The 20,650-nt window shown below is 49.4% G+C and carries 18 protein-coding genes; 4 read left to right on the top strand and 14 right to left on the bottom strand.

Going from position 1 to position 20,650, the window contains the following annotated elements:
* Positions 1-74: 74 nt before the first annotated feature.
* Positions 75-944: a helix-turn-helix domain-containing protein gene (locus AC6I8U_RS00705; RefSeq protein ID WP_498017455.1), complete on the bottom strand. Its 870-nt coding sequence runs from the start codon at positions 942-944 to the stop codon at positions 75-77.
* Between the two features lie 354 nt (positions 945-1,298).
* Between AC6I8U_RS00705 and ompR the strand changes: the two genes are divergently transcribed.
* Complete coding sequence (gene ompR / locus AC6I8U_RS00710) at positions 1,299-2,018, top strand: osmolarity response regulator transcription factor OmpR (RefSeq protein WP_006071277.1); 720 nt, start codon at positions 1,299-1,301, stop codon at positions 2,016-2,018.
* Between the two features lie 86 nt (positions 2,019-2,104).
* On the top strand, positions 2,105-3,424 hold the full coding sequence (gene envZ, locus AC6I8U_RS00715; RefSeq protein ID WP_498017456.1) for a two-component system sensor histidine kinase EnvZ: 1,320 nt from the start codon (positions 2,105-2,107) through the stop codon (positions 3,422-3,424).
* 180 nt (positions 3,425-3,604) lie between these two features.
* Here the strand turns inward: envZ and recG are convergent, their stop codons facing one another.
* From recG to gmk, 6 genes are all read right to left on the bottom strand, one after another.
* A complete protein-coding gene (recG, locus tag AC6I8U_RS00720) occupies positions 3,605-5,683 on the bottom strand; it encodes an ATP-dependent DNA helicase RecG (protein ID WP_498017457.1) in 2,079 nt (692 codons plus the stop codon).
* An 835-nt stretch (positions 5,684-6,518) separates the two neighbouring features.
* A complete protein-coding gene (locus AC6I8U_RS00725) occupies positions 6,519-6,803 on the bottom strand; it encodes a GIY-YIG nuclease family protein (RefSeq protein WP_498017458.1) in 285 nt (94 codons plus the stop codon).
* Positions 6,804-6,899: 96 nt separating this feature from the next.
* Positions 6,900-7,586: a tRNA (guanosine(18)-2'-O)-methyltransferase TrmH gene (gene trmH, locus AC6I8U_RS00730; protein ID WP_498017459.1), complete on the bottom strand. Its 687-nt coding sequence runs from the start codon at positions 7,584-7,586 to the stop codon at positions 6,900-6,902.
* A gap of 63 nt (positions 7,587-7,649) precedes the next feature.
* Positions 7,650-9,767, bottom strand: coding sequence for a bifunctional GTP diphosphokinase/guanosine-3',5'-bis pyrophosphate 3'-pyrophosphohydrolase (gene spoT, locus AC6I8U_RS00735; RefSeq protein WP_042476939.1), 2,118 nt, complete (start codon positions 9,765-9,767; stop codon positions 7,650-7,652).
* Positions 9,768-9,812: 45 nt separating this feature from the next.
* Complete coding sequence (gene rpoZ, locus AC6I8U_RS00740; protein WP_006071268.1) at positions 9,813-10,085, bottom strand: DNA-directed RNA polymerase subunit omega; 273 nt, start codon at positions 10,083-10,085, stop codon at positions 9,813-9,815.
* A 963-nt stretch (positions 10,086-11,048) separates the two neighbouring features.
* Positions 11,049-11,672 (bottom strand): guanylate kinase, encoded by a 624-nt coding sequence (gmk, locus tag AC6I8U_RS00745; protein ID WP_446569005.1) that lies wholly within the window; start codon positions 11,670-11,672, stop codon positions 11,049-11,051.
* A gap of 380 nt (positions 11,673-12,052) precedes the next feature.
* Between gmk and AC6I8U_RS00750 the strand changes: the two genes are divergently transcribed.
* Both AC6I8U_RS00750 and AC6I8U_RS00755 read left to right on the top strand, forming a co-directional pair.
* A complete protein-coding gene (locus AC6I8U_RS00750; RefSeq protein WP_498017460.1) occupies positions 12,053-13,423 on the top strand; it encodes an NCS2 family permease in 1,371 nt (456 codons plus the stop codon).
* Positions 13,424-13,687: 264 nt separating this feature from the next.
* Entirely contained in the window at positions 13,688-15,001 is a 1,314-nt protein-coding gene (locus tag AC6I8U_RS00755; RefSeq protein ID WP_498017197.1) for an IS4 family transposase, read from the top strand.
* A 290-nt stretch (positions 15,002-15,291) separates the two neighbouring features.
* Here AC6I8U_RS00755 and AC6I8U_RS00760 read toward each other — a convergent pair whose 3' ends face one another.
* From AC6I8U_RS00760 to AC6I8U_RS00790, 7 genes are all read right to left on the bottom strand, one after another.
* Positions 15,292-15,558 (bottom strand): hypothetical protein, encoded by a 267-nt coding sequence (locus tag AC6I8U_RS00760; RefSeq protein ID WP_239921222.1) that lies wholly within the window; start codon positions 15,556-15,558, stop codon positions 15,292-15,294.
* 88 nt (positions 15,559-15,646) lie between these two features.
* Positions 15,647-16,051 (bottom strand): hypothetical protein, encoded by a 405-nt coding sequence (locus AC6I8U_RS00765; RefSeq protein WP_498017461.1) that lies wholly within the window; start codon positions 16,049-16,051, stop codon positions 15,647-15,649.
* A 103-nt stretch (positions 16,052-16,154) separates the two neighbouring features.
* A complete protein-coding gene (locus AC6I8U_RS00770) occupies positions 16,155-16,334 on the bottom strand; it encodes a hypothetical protein (RefSeq protein ID WP_277825207.1) in 180 nt (59 codons plus the stop codon).
* 124 nt (positions 16,335-16,458) lie between these two features.
* On the bottom strand, positions 16,459-16,848 hold the full coding sequence (locus tag AC6I8U_RS00775) for a hypothetical protein (protein ID WP_277825209.1): 390 nt from the start codon (positions 16,846-16,848) through the stop codon (positions 16,459-16,461).
* Between the two features lie 47 nt (positions 16,849-16,895).
* A complete protein-coding gene (locus AC6I8U_RS00780) occupies positions 16,896-17,627 on the bottom strand; it encodes a hypothetical protein (protein WP_498017462.1) in 732 nt (243 codons plus the stop codon).
* Positions 17,627-17,920, bottom strand: coding sequence for a hypothetical protein (locus AC6I8U_RS00785; RefSeq protein WP_277825213.1), 294 nt, complete (start codon positions 17,918-17,920; stop codon positions 17,627-17,629). Before AC6I8U_RS00785 ends, AC6I8U_RS00780 begins: the two co-directional genes overlap by 1 nt.
* A 359-nt stretch (positions 17,921-18,279) precedes the next feature.
* Positions 18,280-20,646 (bottom strand): phage NrS-1 polymerase family protein, encoded by a 2,367-nt coding sequence (locus tag AC6I8U_RS00790; protein WP_498017463.1) that lies wholly within the window; start codon positions 20,644-20,646, stop codon positions 18,280-18,282.
* Positions 20,647-20,650 lie beyond the last annotated feature (4 nt).

Genomic DNA, 20,650 nt, shown 5'->3' on the forward strand with positions numbered 1-20,650 from the left:
ACTAAGTCCACTCGCGGAGTAGTGGATTCATTCGCACATGACTACATATTGCCATGAAAACAAAAAAGCTCAATCTATGCTGGAGTGGCGCTTTTCTCGCTGTGAACTTCGGCAGCATTGAGACGGCGGTCTCTTTGCACTTTCTGGTGGTGACTAAGCAGCGATAGGACACGACCCTCATCGTGGAGCTGTTCAAAGAAAGGGTTAGAAGTTAATGTGTCGATATTGCACTCAAACACACTTAGCTCGCCAATATTGTATTTCTCTGGAATATAAATATCGGTGATCACTGTTTTGGCGTATGGCTTGATGGCAGTAAGCAGCATCTTCTTACCTTCGAATAATTCGCATACATGCAAGTGGACTTGACGATAGAGAGATTTATCAAGAGCTAGGTAGCTTAACAGGCAGTCTTGACCAGTTTGGTCCTTGCCGTATACCACGTGGCCGACCATAGCATTTTTGTGCAATGCAACCACAACATGGATTTCACTCACTGACATGACACTGATTAGGTCATCGAAACTGATATAGCGATAATGCTCTTGTGCGTACAGAATTTGTTCGCGGTAGAGCTCAGGTAGTTTATCCCATGTGTAAGTGACATATTGATCGATAGTGCATGGGTATAAAGTATCGAACCCGACAAATAACTGATCGTATTTCTCAACGCTTTGAATAAGCCTTAGCTCTTCATCCGAGTACTGATAAGGTTGCTGAAAAAACGCCGCTACGCCGACGCGTCGCATGAGAGAGGGTTGGCCATTGCCATGCTCCCATTTACTCAGCATCGGCTGATTGACGCCTTGAAAAGCTCGGTGAGACAAACTCAGCGCTTCCACGAGGTCTAGTTGAGACATGCCATTGAAACTTCGCCAGTGCTTGAGTGCTTGGGCAAAATTATCACGCGAAAAATGAAGTTCCCATTGGGGCGCTAGAGTCATAACCTTTCCTTGAACAATTCAAAACAAGATACCGTATACAGGGTATATGACAGAACGACGCCTCGTACGCTAAAACCAAGTTTCAGAATGTTACAAAGCGTTAGCGGGCGCAAGGAATATGGCTACAGGGTTAAATAGGTTTCAGGGAGTAAATTTCATCAACATGCGATAAACATCGCTCATATCACATAGAACTGTGACGAAGATGAATAATATAGACCATAATTAATAATCTCTAACAATTCCGTGCACAATTTTTACGCAAGGAATGTTACATTTACCGCTGATACGCTGATTTGTCATAGTGTTAGACAATTCAGTGTGTGGATAGCCTTTTTAGTGGTGGAATCGAATATGCAAGAAAATCACAAGATTTTAGTTGTTGATGATGATGCACGTCTGCGTGCATTACTAGAGCGTTACTTATCAGAGCAAGGATTCCAAGTACGCAGTGTTGCTAACAGTGAGCAGATGGACCGCCTGTTAACTCGTGAAAACTTTCACCTTATGGTATTGGATTTAATGCTACCTGGTGAAGATGGCCTGTCGATCTGTCGTCGTTTACGTAACGCCAACAACATGTTGCCGATTCTAATGCTGACAGCGAAGGGCGATGAGGTAGACCGTATCGTTGGCCTTGAAGTTGGCGCGGATGACTACCTTCCTAAGCCATTCAACCCGCGCGAGCTGCTGGCTCGTATTAAAGCGGTATTGCGTCGTCAGACTATTGAAGCGCCGGGTGCACCTAGCCAAGAAGAGTCTGTGGTTGAGTTCGGAGACTTCCGACTAAACCTTGGTACTCGAGAAATGTTCCGCGGCGAAGAGGCGATGCCTCTAACCTCTGGTGAGTTTGCAGTACTGAAAGCGTTAGTGACTAACGCGCGTGAGCCAATGTCTCGCGACAAACTGATGAACATGGCGCGTGGTCGTGAATACTCAGCAATGGAGCGTTCAATCGACGTTCAAATCTCTCGCCTACGTCGTATGCTAGAGATTGATCCAAGTAAGCCTCGTTACATTCAAACGGTATGGGGTTTAGGTTACGTCTTCGTGCCAGACGGCAAAGAAGCATAATCTCGCTGGTTTTATGAAGGCTCTGGATGGATTCAGAGCCTTTTTTGTTTATTATCAACACTCCTCTTCGCTCCAAAGGAAACGTTATGCGCTTTCGTAGCTCGTTCACCCAATCCATTCTTCTGTTCTTCACTCTGCTTATCGCCAGTCAGGTTTTTTCGTACTACGCGGTGTATAACTACGCGCTGGTACCGAGTTTGCAGCAGTTCAACAAGATACTGGCGCATGAGTTGGTGTTCTTCTTGGAAGATACAGAAGATGTCGATGGTCAGATTGAGATGGACGCGCCGCTGCGCAGACAGGTGCTGGCTCAGCTTGGTGTGACCATTCATGCTGATGACAGTGCGATGGCGAATGAGTTTAATCATGCTCTGCCTATCGACTTGATGAGTGAAGAGATGACCGATGAGCTTCAGTCCAATACTGAGGTGCGGCTGATCCTAGGCGAAGATAGTTATATTCTCTGGATGCAGATCGATGCCTTGCCGAACTCATTGATCCGCATTCCTTTGTCGGAGCTGCAAGAAGAGGACTTCGCACCGCTGTTTCGCAATAGCTTGATTATGGCATTGTTTGTTATTGTGGGTGGTTGGCTGTTTATTCGACTGCAAAACCGTCCATTAACCGCCTTGGAGAATGCAGCGAAGCTGGTGGGTAAGGGTGAGATCCCACCGCCACTGCCAGAGCGAGGTGCGTCAGAGATTCGCTCAGTGACCCGTGCATTCAATCAGATGGCGAAGGGCATTCAAGAGCTTGAACAAGACCGTACATTGCTCATGGCCGGTATCAGCCATGATATCCGCACGCCTTTGACTCGTATTCGACTCGCAACAGAGATGATGTCGCCAGAGGATAGCTATTTGGCGGAGGGGATCATCAGTGATACTGAGGAGTGTAATGAGATCATCGGTCAGTTCATGGATTACCTCAAACCGGTCAACACGCAGTCCTTTGAGCCTATGAGCCTCAATGATATCTCGTCTGATATTGTTTCTTCCGAGGGAGGCTATGAGGTGCAGATTGAGTACGCGCCAATGAAGAACATTAAAGATATCGAAGGCAGTCCAATTGCCATCAAGCGGGCCATTACCAATCTGGTAGTGAATGCGGTTCGTTACGGTAATGGTTGGGTGAAGGTCACGACAGGGATGACGGTGGATAATAAACTGGCTTGGGTCACCATTGAGGATAATGGTCCAGGTATTGAAGATAGCCAGATCGGTCGTTTGTTCGAACCGTTCACTCGCGGTGATACTGCCCGCGGCAGTGAGGGTACCGGTTTGGGCTTGGCGATCGTGAAACGAATTATCAGCCAGCATCACGGCTCGGTGAGCATTACCAATCGCAGTGGTGGAGGCTTGAAGGCACAAGTGAGCTTTCCTGCGCTCAAGAATGGGTTGAGATAGTGGATGCTTTGATTTGCGCGTGCGCTGTAGAAGATCCCCTTTTTCAAGGGGATGACAGCGTGGCGGAGGACGACAAGTTTTTAGTTCGATTTTGAATGAAGAAAGCACTTCGTCATCCTCACGAAAGTGAGGATCTCGTGACGCGAGTGCCTAACCTAGTTGTGACGTCCAACCTACCATTTACGCTTTCGCGTAAAACTCTCGATCGCCGAGCCAGCGGTCGATAATCTTCTTGGCGTTGTCTGGATATTGCTCATGAACATGGCGAGCAATGCGCTGAACCTCAGGCACTAATCGCTGGTCGCGCACCAAATCCGCAATCTTAAACTCAGCCAATCCTGTTTGCTTGGTGCCAAGTAGTTCACCCGGTCCACGTATCTCCAAGTCTTTTTGCGCGATCACAAAACCATCATTACTCTCACGAAGCACGCCTAAGCGCTTCTGTGCGGTTTTAGAGAGTGGAGAGTGATACAACAGCACACAGTGGCTCGCCACGCTACCACGGCCCACACGGCCGCGTAGCTGGTGCAACTGAGCTAGACCAAGGCGCTCTGGGTTCTCGATAATCATCAAGCTTGAGTTAGGTACATCCACACCCACTTCAATCACCGTAGTGGCCACCAATAGATGCAGTTCATTGTTTTTAAAGCGCTGCATAACGTCTTGCTTCTCAGCTGGCTTCATGCGGCCATGCACTAAGCCTATTTTGAGATCGGGCAGTTTGCGCTGCAGATCTTCAGCCGTGTCGGCCGCCGCTTGAGCCTCAAGGACTTCCGACTCGTCAATAAGGGTACACACCCAATAGGCTTGCTTGCCTTCATGCAGGCAGGCATTTTTCACCCTTTCAATGACATCGTCGCGCTTAGTATCGGGAATAGCGACGGTTTGAATCGGGGTTCGACCTGGTGGAAGCTCATCGATAACTGAAGTTTCTAAGTCAGCATAAGCGGTCATCGCCAGCGTTCTTGGAATTGGCGTTGCAGTCATGATCAATTGGTGTGGGTGGAAGCCTTGCTTCGCCCCTTTTGCACGTAGCTCTAGACGCTGGTGGACACCAAAACGGTGCTGCTCATCGATAATGACAAGGGCGAGATTGTTAAATTCAACCGACTCTTGAAACAGCGCATGAGTCCCCACCACCATCTGCGCTTCACCACTGGCTATGCGCGCCAGCTCGGCTTCTTTCGCCTTGCCTTTCTGCTTGCCAGACAGCCAACCGACTTGGATGCCCATAGACTCAAACCAGCCGGCAAAGTTAATGGCATGCTGCTCAGCCAGCAGTTCAGTAGGCGCCATCATGGCGACTTGATAGCCGTGTTCAATGGCGCGCACGGCAGCCAAAGCGGCAACAAGCGTTTTACCTGAGCCCACATCGCCCTGAACTAATCGCATCATAGGGATTGGCTTTTGAAGATCAGTTTCTATCTCTTGAACGACGCGAGCCTGAGCGCCTGTTGGTGAGAAGGGCAGTTGTCCGAGTAGCTTGTGCTTGAGCGTCTCGACAGGCTGTAGCGCGATAGCTGCATCTTGCTGACCTTTGCTTCGCACGGCCAACATCGAGAGGTTCTGTGCCATCAACTCTTCAATGATAAGACGCTGCTGCGCAGGGTGTTTGCCTTCATCAAAATCGTCGAGGTTAATATTCGGTGGCGGGCGGTGAATTATGTGTAGCGCCTCAGCAAGCGTCATCTGTTGGTTGTACAGGCCGCTTGGGAGGAGTTCATCAATCGCTGCACCATCCATTAGCTTAAGGGCTTGGTCGGTTAAGCTCTTTAGAGTGAGCTGCCTTAAACCTTCAGTTGTCGGGTAGATGGGCGTCAGTGTTTGCTCTAGCTTTGGCGTTTTCCCTTCAGCATGAAATTTGTATTCAGGATGGATGATTTCAAGACCATGATTACCGCGCTTTACCTCACCATAAGCGACGATGATGCGCCCTTCGGAGAAGTTGTTCTTCATTGCCGCGGTGAAGTTGAAAAAGCGTAAGGTAATGGTGCCATTACCATCACTAACTTTTACCGTCAGCATTTTGCGACGACCAAAGGCCACATCGCTGCTCATCACCTTACCCTGCACTGACCCCCAAAGACCGGGGTGCAGTTTGACGATAGGGTAAATACGCGTTCGGTCTTCATAACGATGGGGGAGGTGAAACAGCAGGTCTTGCACTGTGTGCAATCCTACCTTTTCAAGTTTCTCTGCGACTTTTGCCCCAACGCCAGAAAGCGAAGTTAAAGGAATTGCCGACAGTAACTGAGCCATATTCACCATCCATCAGAGTGTTAGATGAGAATATTCAAGCATTTTACTGTCTTTTTGTACAGTTTTATAAGAAGGGCCTACTTTCATGCTCAAAGTTCGTCATCCCACAGGCCCTGCGCCTACGCAGGAGTGACGCATATTTTGAGTGTGGGGAACTTACAACTCCCGTCATTCCTGCGCAGGCAGGAATCTTCTTGAGGCTTGGTGCGCGCGTTGAGTAGACTCCTGCCTAACGCAGGAGTGACGACTATTTTGAGTTTGGGGGAACCTACAACACCCGTCATTCCTGTGCAGACAGGAATCTTCTTGAGACTTGGTGCGCGTGTTTAGTAGATCTCTGCCTGCGCAGAGATGACGACTATTTTGAATGTGAGGAACCAACAACTCGCGTCATTCCTGTGAAGACAGGAATCTTCTTGAGGCTTGGTGCGCGCGTTGAGTAGATCTCTGCCTACGCAGAGGTGACGACTATTTTGAGTGTGGGGAGTCTACAACTCTCGTCATTCCTGCGTAGGCAGGAATCTTCTTGAGGCTTGGTGCACGCGTTGAGTGGATCTCTGCCTACGCAGAGATGACGAACATTTTGAGTATGAAGAACCTACAACTCGCGTCATTCCTGCGCAGGTAGGAATCTTCTTGAGGCTTGGTGTGCGCGTTGAGTAGATCTCTGCCTGCGCAGAGATGACGATTATTTTGAATGTCATGAACCTGAAACTCATGTCATTCCTGCGCAGGCAGGAATCTTGTTGAGGCTTGGTGCGCGCATTGAGTAGATCTCTGCCTACGCAGAGATGACGAAAAATTTATAACCTCGATTCTACGTGGCACTTCTCAACTACAGAGAATCATACAAGTCCACCCAACTAGGGTTAACACCCTTGATGAGATTTTCTTTCCATTCACGCTTCCACTTCTTCACCTGTTTCTCTCTTTCAATCGCAGAGTACATTGAATGGTGAACCTCAAAAAAGACCAATTTATGAACGTGGTACTTTTTAGTAAAACCGTCAACAACACCAGCTTTGTGTTGCCAAACCCTTTGTTTGAGCTGCGAGGTGACACCAATGTAAAGAACGTTGTGGTTATTGGAAGATAAAATGTATACGCACGCATGCTTCATAGAAGTTGCTCAAATAGTGGCAGATTACCATCTGAGCATTTTCTTATTGCGAGTCGCTTCAAACAGGAAAGAAAACCAGTCCTAAATCAAACTTTGTTAATTCTTCTGCATCTCTTTCCACCATGACTCATCAGCAACAATCTGCCCTTCGTCATCGAGTGGTGGATAGGGCATATTTTTCTTCTTTGCGACCTTGGCGAGAACCGGGTGACCACGCTCGAATAGGATGCGGTGAATGGTATCTTCTGGAAGCACACTTGTATCGCGATCGTACATACCCGCTAGCTGACGCTGACGTTGCGCTTCGAACAAGATAAGCGCACTGGCAACCGAGACATTAAGTGACTGCACCATGCCTACCATAGGAATAATGATGTCTTGATCCGCTTCACCGAGCGCATCTTGAGTAATACCGTTCTTCTCGCCGCCGAGAATGATAGCGGTAGGTTTGGTGTAGTCTATCTCGCGAAAGTCGACGGCGTTATCAGACAGGTTGGTAGCCAGTACTTGCATGCCTTGGCTTTTTAACTCGCGCACAGCATCTGCGACCGTATCGTGAGTTTCAACTTCCACCCAGTTACGCGCGCCTGCTGAGGTATGGCTTAGGGTACGCATTTTCTCATCAGGCCATACGGCGTGGACCTTGTGCACACCCGCGGCATCGGCGGTGCGAATGACGGCAGAGACATTGTTCGGCTTGTGAACTTGCTCTAGCAGCAAAGTCAGGTCGGGTTGGCGTGCTTTTAGCACTTGCTGAATACGATTGTAGCGTTCTAAATTCATTAGGATGTTCCAAATAAAACGGGCTCGATATTCATCGAACCCGTGTTAGATCAAGCAATAGCCTTAGTTCTTACGGCGTCTGACTCGCAGTGCGTGCGGCATAACGCGAATGCGCTTCATGATGCCTGCAAGGTGCACACGGTCTTTGGTTGTCAGCAATACCGTCACAGTATACAAACGACCATCACGCTCTTCCGTCGAAATGCCGTGAATGTTCGAGCCAGTCTTAGCAATCACATTAGTGAGCTCGGCAAGCGCACCTTGGTGGTTTTGCAGATCGACTTGAAGTTCTGCAGTGAACTCTTGCTCGTAGTCGTCACTCCATTCTACCGCCATGTACTTGTCAGGCTCTTTCTGGTGACCACGAACGTTTGGACACGTTTCACGGTGAACCACAAGGCCACGTCCCGGCGACACATGGGCAATGATGTGATCGTCTGGAATTGGGTGACAGCAGTTCGCGAACGTCAGAAGAATACCTTCCGCTCCGCGGATTGGCAGCTTCTTACCTGATGATGGAATAGAGCTTGTTTGTGTTAGCTCGTCCGTATCACCCAGTAAGCGTCTCGCAATCACGATGCTCATGAGTTCACCAAGACCAATCGCAGCAAGCAAGTCGTCTAGTGACTCTAGCTTGAGGTCGGTAAGTACTTCGTTGATGTTCTCTGGGTAGATGGTATCAACAGAGTGGCGACCTAATGCATGGTTTAGCAGGCGGCGACCCAGAACCACAGACTCTTCACGACGCATGGTCTTCAGCACCTGACGGATCTTAGTGCGAGCACGTGACGTCACAACATAGTTTAGCCATGCCGCATTTGGACGAGCGCCTGGTGCACTGATGATCTCAACGGTTTGACCGTTCTTCAGGGCCTTGCTAAGTGGGTATGGGTTACGATCAACGCGAGCACCCACACAGGTGTTACCGACATCGGTATGCACCGCATAAGCAAAGTCGACCGCTGTCGCGCCAAGTGGTAGCTCGACGATACGACCTTTTGGTGTGAACACGTAAATCTCATCTGGGAACAGATCCGATTTTACGTTTTCAATAAATTCAAATGAGTTACCTGCGCTTTGCTGTAGCTCAAGCAGACTTTGCATCCAGCGCTGTGCTTTAATTTGCGCAGTAGTGCCAGTGCGGTCGCCATTGCCTTTGTATGCCCAATGCGCTGCCACACCCTTGTCCGCCATCTGGTCCATGTCTTCAGTACGAATCTGTACTTCAACAGGAACACCGTGAGGACCAACCATCGAGGTGTGAAGGGATTGATAGCCGTTCGCCTTTGGTACCGCAATGTAATCTTTCATGCGACCCGGACGTGGCTTATACAGGCTGTGTACTTGACCAAGTACGCGATAGCAGGTGTCCGCCGTATCCACGATAACGCGGAAGGCGTAGATATCCATGATGGTGTGGAAGCGCTGCTCTTTGGTTTTCATCTTGTTATAGATGGAGAACAGGTTCTTCTCACGACCCAACACGCGACAGTTCAAACCAACCTCACCGAGGCGGCCTTCGATCTCGCTATGGATACGTTGGATCATTTCCTTACGGTTACCACGAGCAGCTTTCACTACTTCTTTTAGAACGCGATAACGGTTTGGATAAAGCGCTTCAAAACCCAACTCTTCAAGCTCGGTCTTGATGTTGTGAATACCTAGACGATGCGCAAGCGGCGCATAGATCTCTAGGGTTTCACGAGCAATACGGCGTTTCTTGTCCGGACGAAGCGCGCCCAATGTACGCATGTTATGAGTACGGTCACTGAGCTTAATCAAGATCACGCGGATGTCTTGCACCATGGCAAGCACCATCTTACGGAAGTTTTCCGCTTGAGCTTCTTTGCGATCTCGGAATTTTAGCTTGTCGAGCTTAGAGACGCCGTCCACGAGTTCCGCGACGGTGTTGCCAAACTGTTCTTCTAGCTCTTCTTTGGTGACTTCCGTATCTTCAATGACATCATGCAACAGTGCTGCTTGCAGTGTTTCGATATCCAGACGCATTTCTGCGAGGATACGAGCAACCGCTACAGGGTGGATGATGTAAGGTTCACCGCTAGAGCGGGTCTGCCCTTCATGGGCATCTCTTGCTACCACATAAGATTGACGCAGAGCCTCAATTTGAGGCTCTGTTAGGTATTCTTGGGCAACGTCTTTAAGGCTATCGAATAGGTACAAATTATAGGCCCGAAAGTCGATGGAACTCTGATTGGATAGGTCGAATTAACGGTTGTGAGCGATGCTGCTTACTGCCGCTAGTTCTGCAGCTTCTTGCTCTTGCTGCTCTTGACGCTCGCGTGCGTCTAGTACTTCTTTCGTGATCAAGCCTTCTTCGATTTCGCGTAGAGCGATAACCGTTGGCTTATCATTTTCTTCTGGCACTAGTGCATCTTTACCACCGATTTGCATCTGACGTGCGCGGCGAGCCGAAATAAGAACTAGGTCGAAGCGGTTGCCAACTTTTTCAACAGCGTCTTGAACAGTTACGCGTGCCATAAGAACTCCAATAGTTAACTAAATTTTTGATGACGAGAAAGTATACAGGCTATTACGTTTAGATTCTAGATCACAAATGATCCGTTTAGCTACTGTTACTTAGGTTTTAATTGTGCACTACATTCGAAGTAGTACACTCGTCATCCCCTTGAAAAAGGGGATCTCGTGCGGCGAGTGACTCACATTATTTGAGCACAATACTCGCTGATAGAGATCCTCACTTTTGTGAGGATGACGGTATATTTCGGTTTTTAATGTGTACTGCATTCAACGCAGTACACTCGTCATCCCCCTTGAAAAAGGGGATCTCGTGCGGCGAGTGACTCACATAATTTGAGCACAATACTCGCTGATAGAGATCCTCACTTTCGTGAGGATGACGGTTTATTTCGGTTTTTAATGTGTACTGCATTCAACGCAGTACACTCGTCATCCCCTTGAAAAAGGGGGATCTCGTGCGGCGAGTGACTCACATTATTTGAGCACGATACTCGCTGATAGAGATCCTCACTTTTGTGAGGATGACGGTATATTTCGGTTTTTAATGTGTACTGCATTCAACGCAGTACACTCGTCATCCCCTTGAAAAAGGGGATCTCGTGCGGCGAGTGACTCACATAATTTGAGCTCAATACTCGCTGATAGAGATCCTCACTTTCGTGAGGATGACGGTTTATTTCGGTTTTTAATGTGTACTGCATTCAACGCAGTACACTCGTCACCCCCTTGAAAAAGGGGATCTCGTGCGGCGAGTGACTCACATAATTTGAGCGCGATACTCGCTGATTGAGGTCCTCACTTTCGTGAGGATGACGGTTTATTTTGTTTTTAGTGTGCACTACATTCGAAGTAGTACACTCGTCATCCCCTTGAAAAAGGGGATCTCGTGCGGCGAGTGACTCGCATAATTTGAGCGCAATACTCGCTGACAAAGATCCTCACTTTCATGAGGATGACGGCTTTCTATTCAGCTAGCAAAGCATCTAGCATGCCTTTATATTTCACGGCTTGCTTGTCTTGCTTCAAGCGCTCAGCGCGCAAAATCGCTTTAAAATCAACAAGTGCGCCATCAAAGTCATCGTTGACGATAACATAGTCGTACTCGTTGTAATGTGACATTTCTGATTTTGCTTCGCTCATGCGTTTTGCGATCACTTCATCGCTGTCTTGACCGCGCACGTTTAGGCGACGCTCAAGTTCGCTGTTTGACGGCGGTAGAATAAAGACGCTTTTTGCTTCTGGCATTTGCTCGCGGATCTGGCGCGCGCCTTGCCAGTCGATATCTAGGAAGACGTCGATGCCTTTCTCTAGCGTTTCTTCAATCCACAGGCGAGACGTACCGTAGTAGTTACCAAACACTTCGGCGTACTCTAGAAATGCGCCTTGCTCAATCAGTGATTCAAACTCTGATTTTTCAACAAAGTGGTAGTGCACGCCGTCTTCTTCACCAGGGCGCATGCCACGAGTGGTGTGAGAAACAGAAACCTTCATTGCGTAGGTTGGGTTTTTTTCCAACATAGCTGCAATTAAGCTCGATTTACCAGCGCCGCTTGGTGCCGATACGATATACAGGGTGCCTTTACCAATCATTTGTCAGTGTCCGCATTCTTGGGTTGAAGGAATAGAAGCTGCGCGATGCACTCTTCTATTTTAGATAAAACACTGGCCCAAGTGCTGAAATTTCGGCCAGAAAAATGGAGGCGAAGAGTATCACGATTGAGGGCAGCACGACAAGCTGTCTTCTCTTTGATGTGAGGACTTGCATAAGGAGCCTAGGGTAGGTGTCGAGAGTTGAGAGTCAACATTGAGAGCAAACGTTTGCTTATTTATCAAGGTTTTGTTTTTTAAGCGATAAAAACCAACAAGAAAAACATTGATTTATTTCTCTGGCTGATTAGAATTCGCGCCATTATTTTTGTCGCGCATACGTTTGCGTCTCCGTCATTTCTTTCTTTAAAGGTTCCACTGTGAGTGCAGAATTAGCTGGCCAAAGGCAAGCCAACCCCTCTTTTATCGAAGCTACCTTCAAGGTGCGCGAGCGTAAATCTACGATCGGCACCGAGGTATACGCAGGTTTTATTACGTTTCTAGCGATGAGCTACATCCTAGCGGTGAACCCAGCCATCTTGGGTGACATTCCCGGCATGGACCGCGGCGCAGTATTCACAGCAACGGCGTTGGCAGCGGCATTTGCGACTCTGATTATGGGTTTCTTTGGTAACTACCCAGTGATGCTTGCACCTGGTATGAGCATGAATGGCTTCTTTAAAGGCATGCTTCTTAGCGGCTCAGTGGCTCTGGTTTGGCATGAAGCGCTACTGGGTATCTTCTTCTCGGGCATCATCTACTTGATCTTATCAATGACTAAGATCCGCAAGGCGATGATTGAATCGATTCCAGAAGACCTGAAGCTGGCGATTACCGTATCGCTTGGCTTGTTTATCGCCTTCTTAGGGCTAAAGAACGCCGGTATCATCGTTTCAAACCCAATCATCTTGGTGAGCATGGGTGATATCCTGAACCCTCAGGTTATGATCGCTTACGTCAGTATCTTCATTGCGCTGGGTTGCATGGTTCGCGATATCAAGCTGGCGACGTTTATCTCATTCATATCGGCCATCGTTTTGACCATCCTTGCTGATACCTTCATGGGTACAAGCAACGCGCCAATTCCAGATCAGCTCGTCGCGATGCCGCCAAGCATGGCAGGTAGCTTTGGTGCTATCTTCGATTTCTCTGGTTTAACGGCAGAGAAGATGTTTGATCTGCTGTTCATCGTGATTATCTTTTTGATTGTCGATTTCTTCGATGGATTGAGCACGATTGTGGGTGTGGGCCGCGACGCTGGCATTATCGATAAAGACGGCAAGGTGCCAAATGCGCGTTCAGCGCTCGTCGCTGACGCGGGTGGTACAGTAATGGGGTCGCTGCTTGGCACAACGTCGGTTACAGCATTCTCTGAGTCGGGCATTGCGTCTTCTCAAGGTGCGAAAACGGGTCTAGCGGCAGTTGTAGTCGCCGGTTTGTTCTTTGTCTCTCTATTCCTATACCCGCTATTCTCATTGTTCTCTGCGGCAATGGTGGCACCAGCGATGGTCGTCGTTGGTATCTATATGATTGGTCGCCTAGGTGATATTAAGTGGGACAAAAAAGAGTCTCGCATCGCCGCCTTCTTTACCATTATGTTTACCGTACTAAGCTTCTCACCGGCAAACGGTATGGCGATGGGCTTTATTAGCTATGCGTTTAGTATGGTAGTGGCAGACAAGGGTAAAGAGGTTCACCCGGTGATCTATGTGTTGTCAGCGCTGTTTATGACTTACTTGGTGTTGTTATAGTCACTAATAATCGAATAACCCTACAGCGCCGTCATTCCTGTGCAGACAGGAATCTTCTTGGGGCTTGGTGCAAGCGTTGAGTAAACCTATGCCAGCACAAGTACACGACTCGTGAGGTGGTGGCTATTTTGAGCACCGAAAACATTCAAGCAATAAAAAAGCAGGCATTAGCCTAATGCCGATCAGTTAACAACTAAATGATCGGTTGAACGATCCATTCAAAGTGTCAAAATCCGAGTGTATTCAATGCACTCGGATTTTTTTATGTTTTTAAGACAGGCTCTTAACCAAGTTCATCAATTCTCTGCAGAGCAACTTTCGGGTTTATCTGATCTGCTTTCGCCAGAACTCATTTCCCAATGTTTGGAAGATACAGGGATTACGACTATTCGTAGACGAAGATTGCCAATGGAAATGATGGTTTGGAGTGTTGTTGGGATGTCTTTGTATCGCCATTTGTCCATGGAGAAAGTCGTCTCGAAGCTGGATATTCTTCTCCCAGGTAAGAAGCCATTTGTTGCTCCGAGTGCAGTAATCCAAGCAAGACAAAGGCTGGGCTCCGATGTCATGAAATCGGTTTTTACTCAAACGCAGAAGCTCTGGAATGACAAAACGCCCCATCCAGACTGGCATGGTTTAACACTGCATGCGGTCGACGGTGTAGTCTGGCGAACTCCTGATACTAAAGACAATGACGAACGCTTCAGTCGAACTCGGAATCAAAAATGCTCGTCCGAATACCCTCAGGTTCGAATGGTCTGCCATATGGAACTGACAAGTCATCTTCTGAATAGTGCATCTTTCGACTCCACATCAAAGAGCGAAGTGGACTTAACTACGGAGCTCATCGTTCACTCTCCCGACCATAGCCTAACTATCTTCGATAGAGGTTTTTATGCTCTAGGTCTATTACACCGCTGGCAAACAACAGGGGTAGACAGACATTGGCTTATTCCAATGCGTAAAGGGGCCCAATACACAATGCTCCGCAAATTAGGGCGTGGGCAAGAGTTGGTCGAATTAAAGCTATCCCCTCAAGCTAGGAAAAAGTGGCACGACGCACCGGAAACACTGGAAGCTCGATTGATAACTAAGACTATTAAGGGTAAAGAGGTACGGTTGTTGACCTCGATGACTGACCCTTTACGCTACCCAGGAAAAGACATCTCGGAGCTATATAGCCATCGATGGGAGATAGAGTTGGGCTATCGAGAAATGAAACAATATATGCTCCAAAACAACCTGACCCTAAGAAGTAAAAAGCCCGAGTTAATAGAACAAGAACTGTGGGGTATGCTGTTGGCCTATAACCTACTGCGGTTCTTGATGTGCCAAATGGCCTACGACCAAAATAAGGTAATGCCTTACCAGATAGGCTTTAAACAAGCCTCGTTGTTCTTAATAGGACAGTTACAACTCCTTCCTGCCGTCGCACCCGGAAGAATCCCGGAGGTGATGAACTATATCCTAGATATGGCTGAGAGTTTTACGTTGCCAGAAAGGCGGGATAGAAGCTATCCAAGAGCAGTAAAAAGAAGGCCCAGTCGCTATGCGACTAGACCTTCTAAAAGGTGTTAGATGCTTCTTAACTTACAAGCATTAGGCATTAGCCTGCTTTTTTGTCATTCAACAGAATTACTCAATATTCTGAATCTGCTTGTTGGTTGTGGGTTGACAATCCCTTTTCTGGTAAGGGGTTTCGGGCTTTTGTTGTTGTTACGCTATATTATCTGTCACCAACTCTGTCACCGTTTTTTCTAACCGTAATGCACTTTTTAATAAATATAGAATTATTCTACATTACGTAAAAAAGCGAGACTACCGCCTCGCTTCGTTATCGTCGTTTAGTGTAATACCACCATAGCCGCCTACGGTTTCGCATACTGCCTCCAATGTGGCCGCAATCGTTCGATCATGGCTGTATAGTCCAGGTCCACCAACTCGCAATACTCCTTGCAGATTGGCGAACGCTCTAGCCAAAACTGGGCGCGCTCCTGGTCGTCCTGCTTAACTTTCTTTCGTCCTTCTCCGCCTAGACTCTCAACAACTGCCAGTAGGATCACTTCCACAAATAGTTGTCGCTCTGGGCTAACGTCGGCTACTTCTCGAATCGCCTCTAGCTCTACCGCTTCCATAAAGCCCCCAGGGAATAGCCGTAAAGTATGCCTATCGTAGTGTAAATGGCGGCCAGGCTATAAAGCTCGATAAGGTTTAGTGTGAGAGTCATACGCCCCCCGCTAGCGTTCGTAGCTGGTCTAGCGTCCGCTCTACGTAGTCGGTACGGTCCGCACGTTCACCGGCCGGGATTCGATCCGACGCAAAGCCCAAATAGAAAAGGTTATCCGCCACACTTTTAACCAGGTGGGGTACTTCCACGGTTAAAGATTGCTCTAGTAGGCGTAGCTCTGCGGACCGGCTCCGAATGTACTCGGCTAGCTCCTGTTTTCCGTTACCTTGTGGGCGTCCTACCGTCGCCCCCCGGTTTAGATACTTAATAGCGGCGGGGTGATCGGCGTCTATTCCGCCCTCGGTCATTGCTTCACGTAGTACCGACTTCGAAACTTTGGTTATAGCCGCCGGCGATACGCCCGCTAGCCGCGCAAATTCCGCTTTAGATACGACACTCATAATCTGTTTACTCCTTGAACAAAAGTTACTGTTTGTGCGAGGGGTGCGCGGCGGAATCAAAACCCCAGACCCCGCCCCGGTAGCTGGCAGTACCTAAAAGTTTTCAGCCCGCTAGCCGCTTCGCTGCCTGTTCGTAGCGGTGGGCTTTCGCTTCTACAACTTGAGGCGGGCGCTTTGTTTCGACGGCTTCGTCCAGGGCGTCGCGGGTGTCCTGTATCTCTGCGTAAACGTCGTTAAGCTCTGCTTCATCTTCTGCCGGTGTGCCGCTTCGGACTGCTTCCACGGCTTCGGCTACTGCGTCGTAATAGCGGGCGGTGTCTAGGTGAGATAGGGCGCGGTTTCTTTCCTGCGCTCTACCTTCCTCTAAGATCGCTAGATACAGTTCCGGCGATTCCGCTAGTAGTTCCTCAAGTGTCATAACGAACCCCCAGGCGCTTCTCGATAGCGGCGACTACCTGGTCGCTTTGATTGTCGTTTTTTGCATCTGAGAGGGTCATAGCTAGATAGTTTGCTTTCGCTGTCTCGTTGAACGGCGCCCCTTCGCGTACACACTGGGCGGCGAACTTCATACGATCATTGCTAAACGTCGTCGGTAGTGTTGCTAGAATGCGCTCGCGCTCCTGGGTGACTCCTAGCGAGATACATTCAGCGTAAAGCCCTGGGTAACTCTGCTTTAAGTCGGCTACGGTTTGCGGGCCATTAGGTAGCGCTCGGCTTGATGTGGCCGCACGTGGTAGGGCGCCATTACGGCGGGCGATTTCGTATAGTCCTGGGTTGGTGGTTTTAAGGTCGCTCATTGTTAGTTCTCCAAAAGGCCCGCCATTTAGACGGGCGTAATTAGTGGTTAATATTCGTCGTCGGCGTTAAGGTCGATAACGCGGCTAGCGTTGCGTAAATCCGCTTGATAGTGATCGCCCGGTTTCATTACTTCGCGTCGGCGTTTATTTGCTAGGTTCTCGGCGCATAGTTGGCTACACGTTTCGGCGGTGTCGTCGGTGTAGGTCTTATGCTCTTTGCCACAGAAAGCACACGTACGCGGCGAGATAGGGCGATCCGCGTAACCTTCGGCTAGTCGAGAGATTAAGCCGTCAGTGTTCGATAGTTCGCGGGTCACTGCGCCAGGCGTTACGGTCAGTTCGTCGTGTAGTGAGTTAATGCGGTGGATCTCTGCCTGTAGCGATTTGCGTTCGTCTTTCAACAAATCGAAAACGCGGTTATCAGTTAGCCCGATATTTTCAGCACTAAATACCTGTCCACGCTGCCACAGAACATTAGCTAGCTTGTCGGCTAGGGCGTTCGCTTCTGCGGTTAGCTTGCTATGCTGCTCGATAGCCTGGCGGCTGCTTTTCGCTACTGCCTGTAGGTAGACTTTGCGCTCTTTGGCTTTTGCTTCACTCTCGGCCGCTTCTAGGCGGTCACGCTCTGCCGTTTCGGCTTCGTCTAGCATTGCTAGCTTTTCACGTAATACCGCACGTTCGCGGGCTACTGCGTCTAAGTCGTCGGCGCCTTTGGCTGTTAGTTTGCTTAGGGCTGCGGTTACGCTTTCGCGTACTTTCTTAATTTCTGGTAGCTTCATTATTTCTGTCCTTGTTCAATTTTGACTAAGTTGTCGATCATCATTAGGTCTTTACAAAGCCCTGATAGCTCGACGGCGTTAAATACGTGTTCTTTTCCAGGCTCCAGCTTGTCGGCGGCGGCCTGTAGAAAATTCGAAAGGTTGAGGGCGTGGTCTATGCCGTAATGCTCCCCGTTTTGCTTTAGAACTTCGGCCATTACTTCGAGTGCATCCCGTGGGTAGGTGACTACATCGTCCGCGCCTAAAGCTGCTATTGCTCGCTGCATTTCTGCTAGCTGGCTGTTTATGCTCATTGGTTTATCTCCGGTTGTTTGTGGCGCGCTAACTGGGCCGGTTTGTTGCTACCTGTAAGTGACGGGGGCGTCATTTACGGGTTAGCGTTAAATTTCTTACTTTTGTGGGCCGTTTGGGTCCGAGTGTCCATTTGCTTAAATATTTATTGGACCGGCTCTAGCCCTTGTCCTGTAAGGGTTTGGGCGACTTTGTCCGCACCCGTCCAATTGTTTTGACTTTACCGCCAGTTCTCCGCGTAGCCGCCACAGTGGCCGGCCGCTACGTAGCCGCTAGCTACTACACACCCCCTCTCTTTATTTATTACTTTTAACTATTAATTAGTTGGACAGTTGGACAAAGAGAGAGGGAAAGCTAGTAATTACGGGGGCTTAGGGCTGTCCGAGAAAATGGACTTAGCTCGGACGCTTCCGTTATTTGGACTTGTGGCCGCTTCATCGTGTGAACGCTCCCAATGATTACGGACGGCGTCGGCGGTCGTTACCTGGGCCGCTAAACTTCCACGCTTGGCGTAAATTCGGCGACGCTTACCCGCAATAGTTACCTTGCCTTGAGATACTTCTAGCGCTGGGTGTCTTATGTAACCCAGGTTCGCAAGTACGCCGGCGACTTTCTGCGGGCTGAGTTTCTTCCCGTTGGCGTTTAGGTGGTCTTTCGCTACGGTCGTACATACTAGGCCGCCACGGAATCCCCATTCTTCAAGCTCGATTGCTTCCTGGATAATCTGCTCGGCTACTCCTAGGCTAGAGCGCACGGCCTCGGCGGTGCTACTGGTATTCGGTGCGCGCCCCATAACATCGACGGTTACGGATCTTGTCGCCAGGTATTCGGCCACGTGTGCATAGCCGCCACGCTCTAGCCAGTTGTAAAGGTCTGCAAAGTAGCCGCCGCTCATATTGTCGCGGGCCAGGTCTGCGGCTTCTTGCTGGGCGGTATAGAACACACAATAACGGCGGTCGTTCTCGGTCTTGAGTACCGCGTCTTTATGGTTTGAAAACATAATGAAGTTAGCGCGGTTGTCGCCGGTTCTCTGGTCCTGGCCTTTGCCGTGGATTTCTAGCCGCTTGTTAGTGATCATCGGTTTTAGTGTGTCTGCTACTTCCTGGCGGCCCGCCGTGTGTAGCTCCTCAATGCCGATTACTAGCTTTTGCTCAATCCAGGCGTTGAACGGGTTTGTTATTTCCGCCGCGTTCGGTAGGTGGGCGTAGCGCTCGCCTAGTGCGTATGCCAGTACATGATAGAAAACGGTTTTTCCGTTACCTTCGGCCCCTTGCAATACGACACACCATTGAAATTTAGCGCCCGGTTGCTGAACGCAAGCGGCCAGGTACGAAAGGAATATTTCGCGGTCGCTTTCACTTGGTAATAGTCGCTCTACGTGGCCTAGAAATGGCGCAACGTCTCCGGCTTTACGCTCTCCCATAGCGGGGACGTAGACGTTAACCAGGCGGCGTCCGCTTTCTGTAACGATCTGCCCGGTTGCCAATTCTGGGCGAAACATAGCGCCATGCGCCCACGGGTAATTAACGCTCTGCGATTCGGTGAACGCTTCCCAGGCTTTACGCGTGGTTTTGCCTTCGGTATTCAGTACAAAGTCATAGCCGCCGTATATAGCGTTAAATTGTTCGGGTTTTAGCTGATCCCCTTCGGGCGTGAATACGCGGTGACGGTCGAGCATATAAACGCAACCTGCAAACCGTTCGGCCTGTTGTGTAGCGGCTAATAGCTGGTGGCCTGTTCTATACGTAATAGCTTCAACTGGGCTGTTGATAGCTTCCACGGGTTTAATGTGGCCGCTATAGACGTTAGCGCATTGTTGCGCCGCACTGGTGATCGTGCGCTCGCGGTAGTCTGGGCGGTTTTCCCACTTTTCACGATATAGGCCCGATAGACGGAATAGGCGATCCATTCGCTCGCAATTGCGCCCGGTCCAAAAAGCTAAATGCTGGCTTAGGGCTGCGTCTGCGCTGCTCGCGTCGTATGGTCTGTTACCTTCATTATCTGGATAGGCAATAGCTAGGGCTTGCTCGTCGGCTTCCCATAGTTGGCGAACGGTAGCGGCACCACCGAAAGCGCTACGGCTACTAGGGTTAATCGCTAGCATCTTTTCGATTAGTTCGTCGTCGCTTTCTGGTCCGCTCCACTCTGGCGACGGCTCGGTCGTCCACTCGGCGGCGGTTTCCGTTCCTGGCGCGGTGGGTTTGAAGTATGCGGCCACAATTCCCGGCAATGCTGCGCTACAATCGGTAGCGGCGTTACCCGTGGCGTTAATGCCGGTTAGCGCTACAAATCGGCCCTCGGTGTAGAACTCGAGTTTAAGCGGCACGTTTTTACAAGCGTGTTGCGGTGCCTTACCTTTACCGAAAATGTGTAAGCCTTGCCCGCTTTGCGAGATCTCAACGGCTGCACCTGTTAAACGGCTTACAAGGTCCATAGCTACCGGGGACCACTCGCGGTTAGGCTCTAAACAGTGGTCAATATCGACAAAGAAAAACGGGTCCGATTCAGTGAAAACAAAACCGATCCCATATTCGGGACCATACGCGGCGGCGGTGTTTAGTGCTGCCTCTGCGTTCATCCATGCGCCGGCGTCGTGTGCGTCGCCTACTTTCGCGGTACGGTAATCAATCGGTAGCTTTACGCGCTTTCCGTTACGCTCTGCCAGCTTCCACAAAATGAATTGAGGGTATTCGGCTAATGGTGCTAGCGGTAGGGGTAATTCCTGCATTAGA

The sequence above is a fragment of the Vibrio sp. KUL80 genome (assembly GCF_059725495.1).

Bases quoted from the DNA above. Each gene is read 5' to 3' on its own strand.
- AC6I8U_RS00790 (WP_498017463.1), bottom strand. From the start codon at position 20,646: ATGCAGGAATTACCCCTACCGCTAGCACCATTAGCCGAATACCCTCAA.
- envZ (WP_498017456.1), top strand. From the start codon at position 2,105: ATGCGCTTTCGTAGCTCGTTCACCCAATCCATTCTTCTGTTCTTCACT.
- AC6I8U_RS00755 (WP_498017197.1), top strand. From the start codon at position 13,688: ATGTTTTTAAGACAGGCTCTTAACCAAGTTCATCAATTCTCTGCAGAG.
- AC6I8U_RS00780 (WP_498017462.1), bottom strand. From the start codon at position 17,627: ATGAAGCTACCAGAAATTAAGAAAGTACGCGAAAGCGTAACCGCAGCC.
- AC6I8U_RS00705 (WP_498017455.1), bottom strand. From the start codon at position 944: ATGACTCTAGCGCCCCAATGGGAACTTCATTTTTCGCGTGATAATTTT.
- AC6I8U_RS00760 (WP_239921222.1), bottom strand. From the start codon at position 15,558: ATGGAAGCGGTAGAGCTAGAGGCGATTCGAGAAGTAGCCGACGTTAGC.
- AC6I8U_RS00725 (WP_498017458.1), bottom strand. From the start codon at position 6,803: ATGAAGCATGCGTGCGTATACATTTTATCTTCCAATAACCACAACGTT.
- rpoZ (WP_006071268.1), bottom strand. From the start codon at position 10,085: ATGGCACGCGTAACTGTTCAAGACGCTGTTGAAAAAGTTGGCAACCGC.
- AC6I8U_RS00765 (WP_498017461.1), bottom strand. From the start codon at position 16,051: ATGAGTGTCGTATCTAAAGCGGAATTTGCGCGGCTAGCGGGCGTATCG.
- AC6I8U_RS00775 (WP_277825209.1), bottom strand. From the start codon at position 16,848: ATGAGCGACCTTAAAACCACCAACCCAGGACTATACGAAATCGCCCGC.
- ompR (WP_006071277.1), top strand. From the start codon at position 1,299: ATGCAAGAAAATCACAAGATTTTAGTTGTTGATGATGATGCACGTCTG.
- AC6I8U_RS00785 (WP_277825213.1), bottom strand. From the start codon at position 17,920: ATGAGCATAAACAGCCAGCTAGCAGAAATGCAGCGAGCAATAGCAGCT.
- recG (WP_498017457.1), bottom strand. From the start codon at position 5,683: ATGGCTCAGTTACTGTCGGCAATTCCTTTAACTTCGCTTTCTGGCGTT.
- trmH (WP_498017459.1), bottom strand. From the start codon at position 7,586: ATGAATTTAGAACGCTACAATCGTATTCAGCAAGTGCTAAAAGCACGC.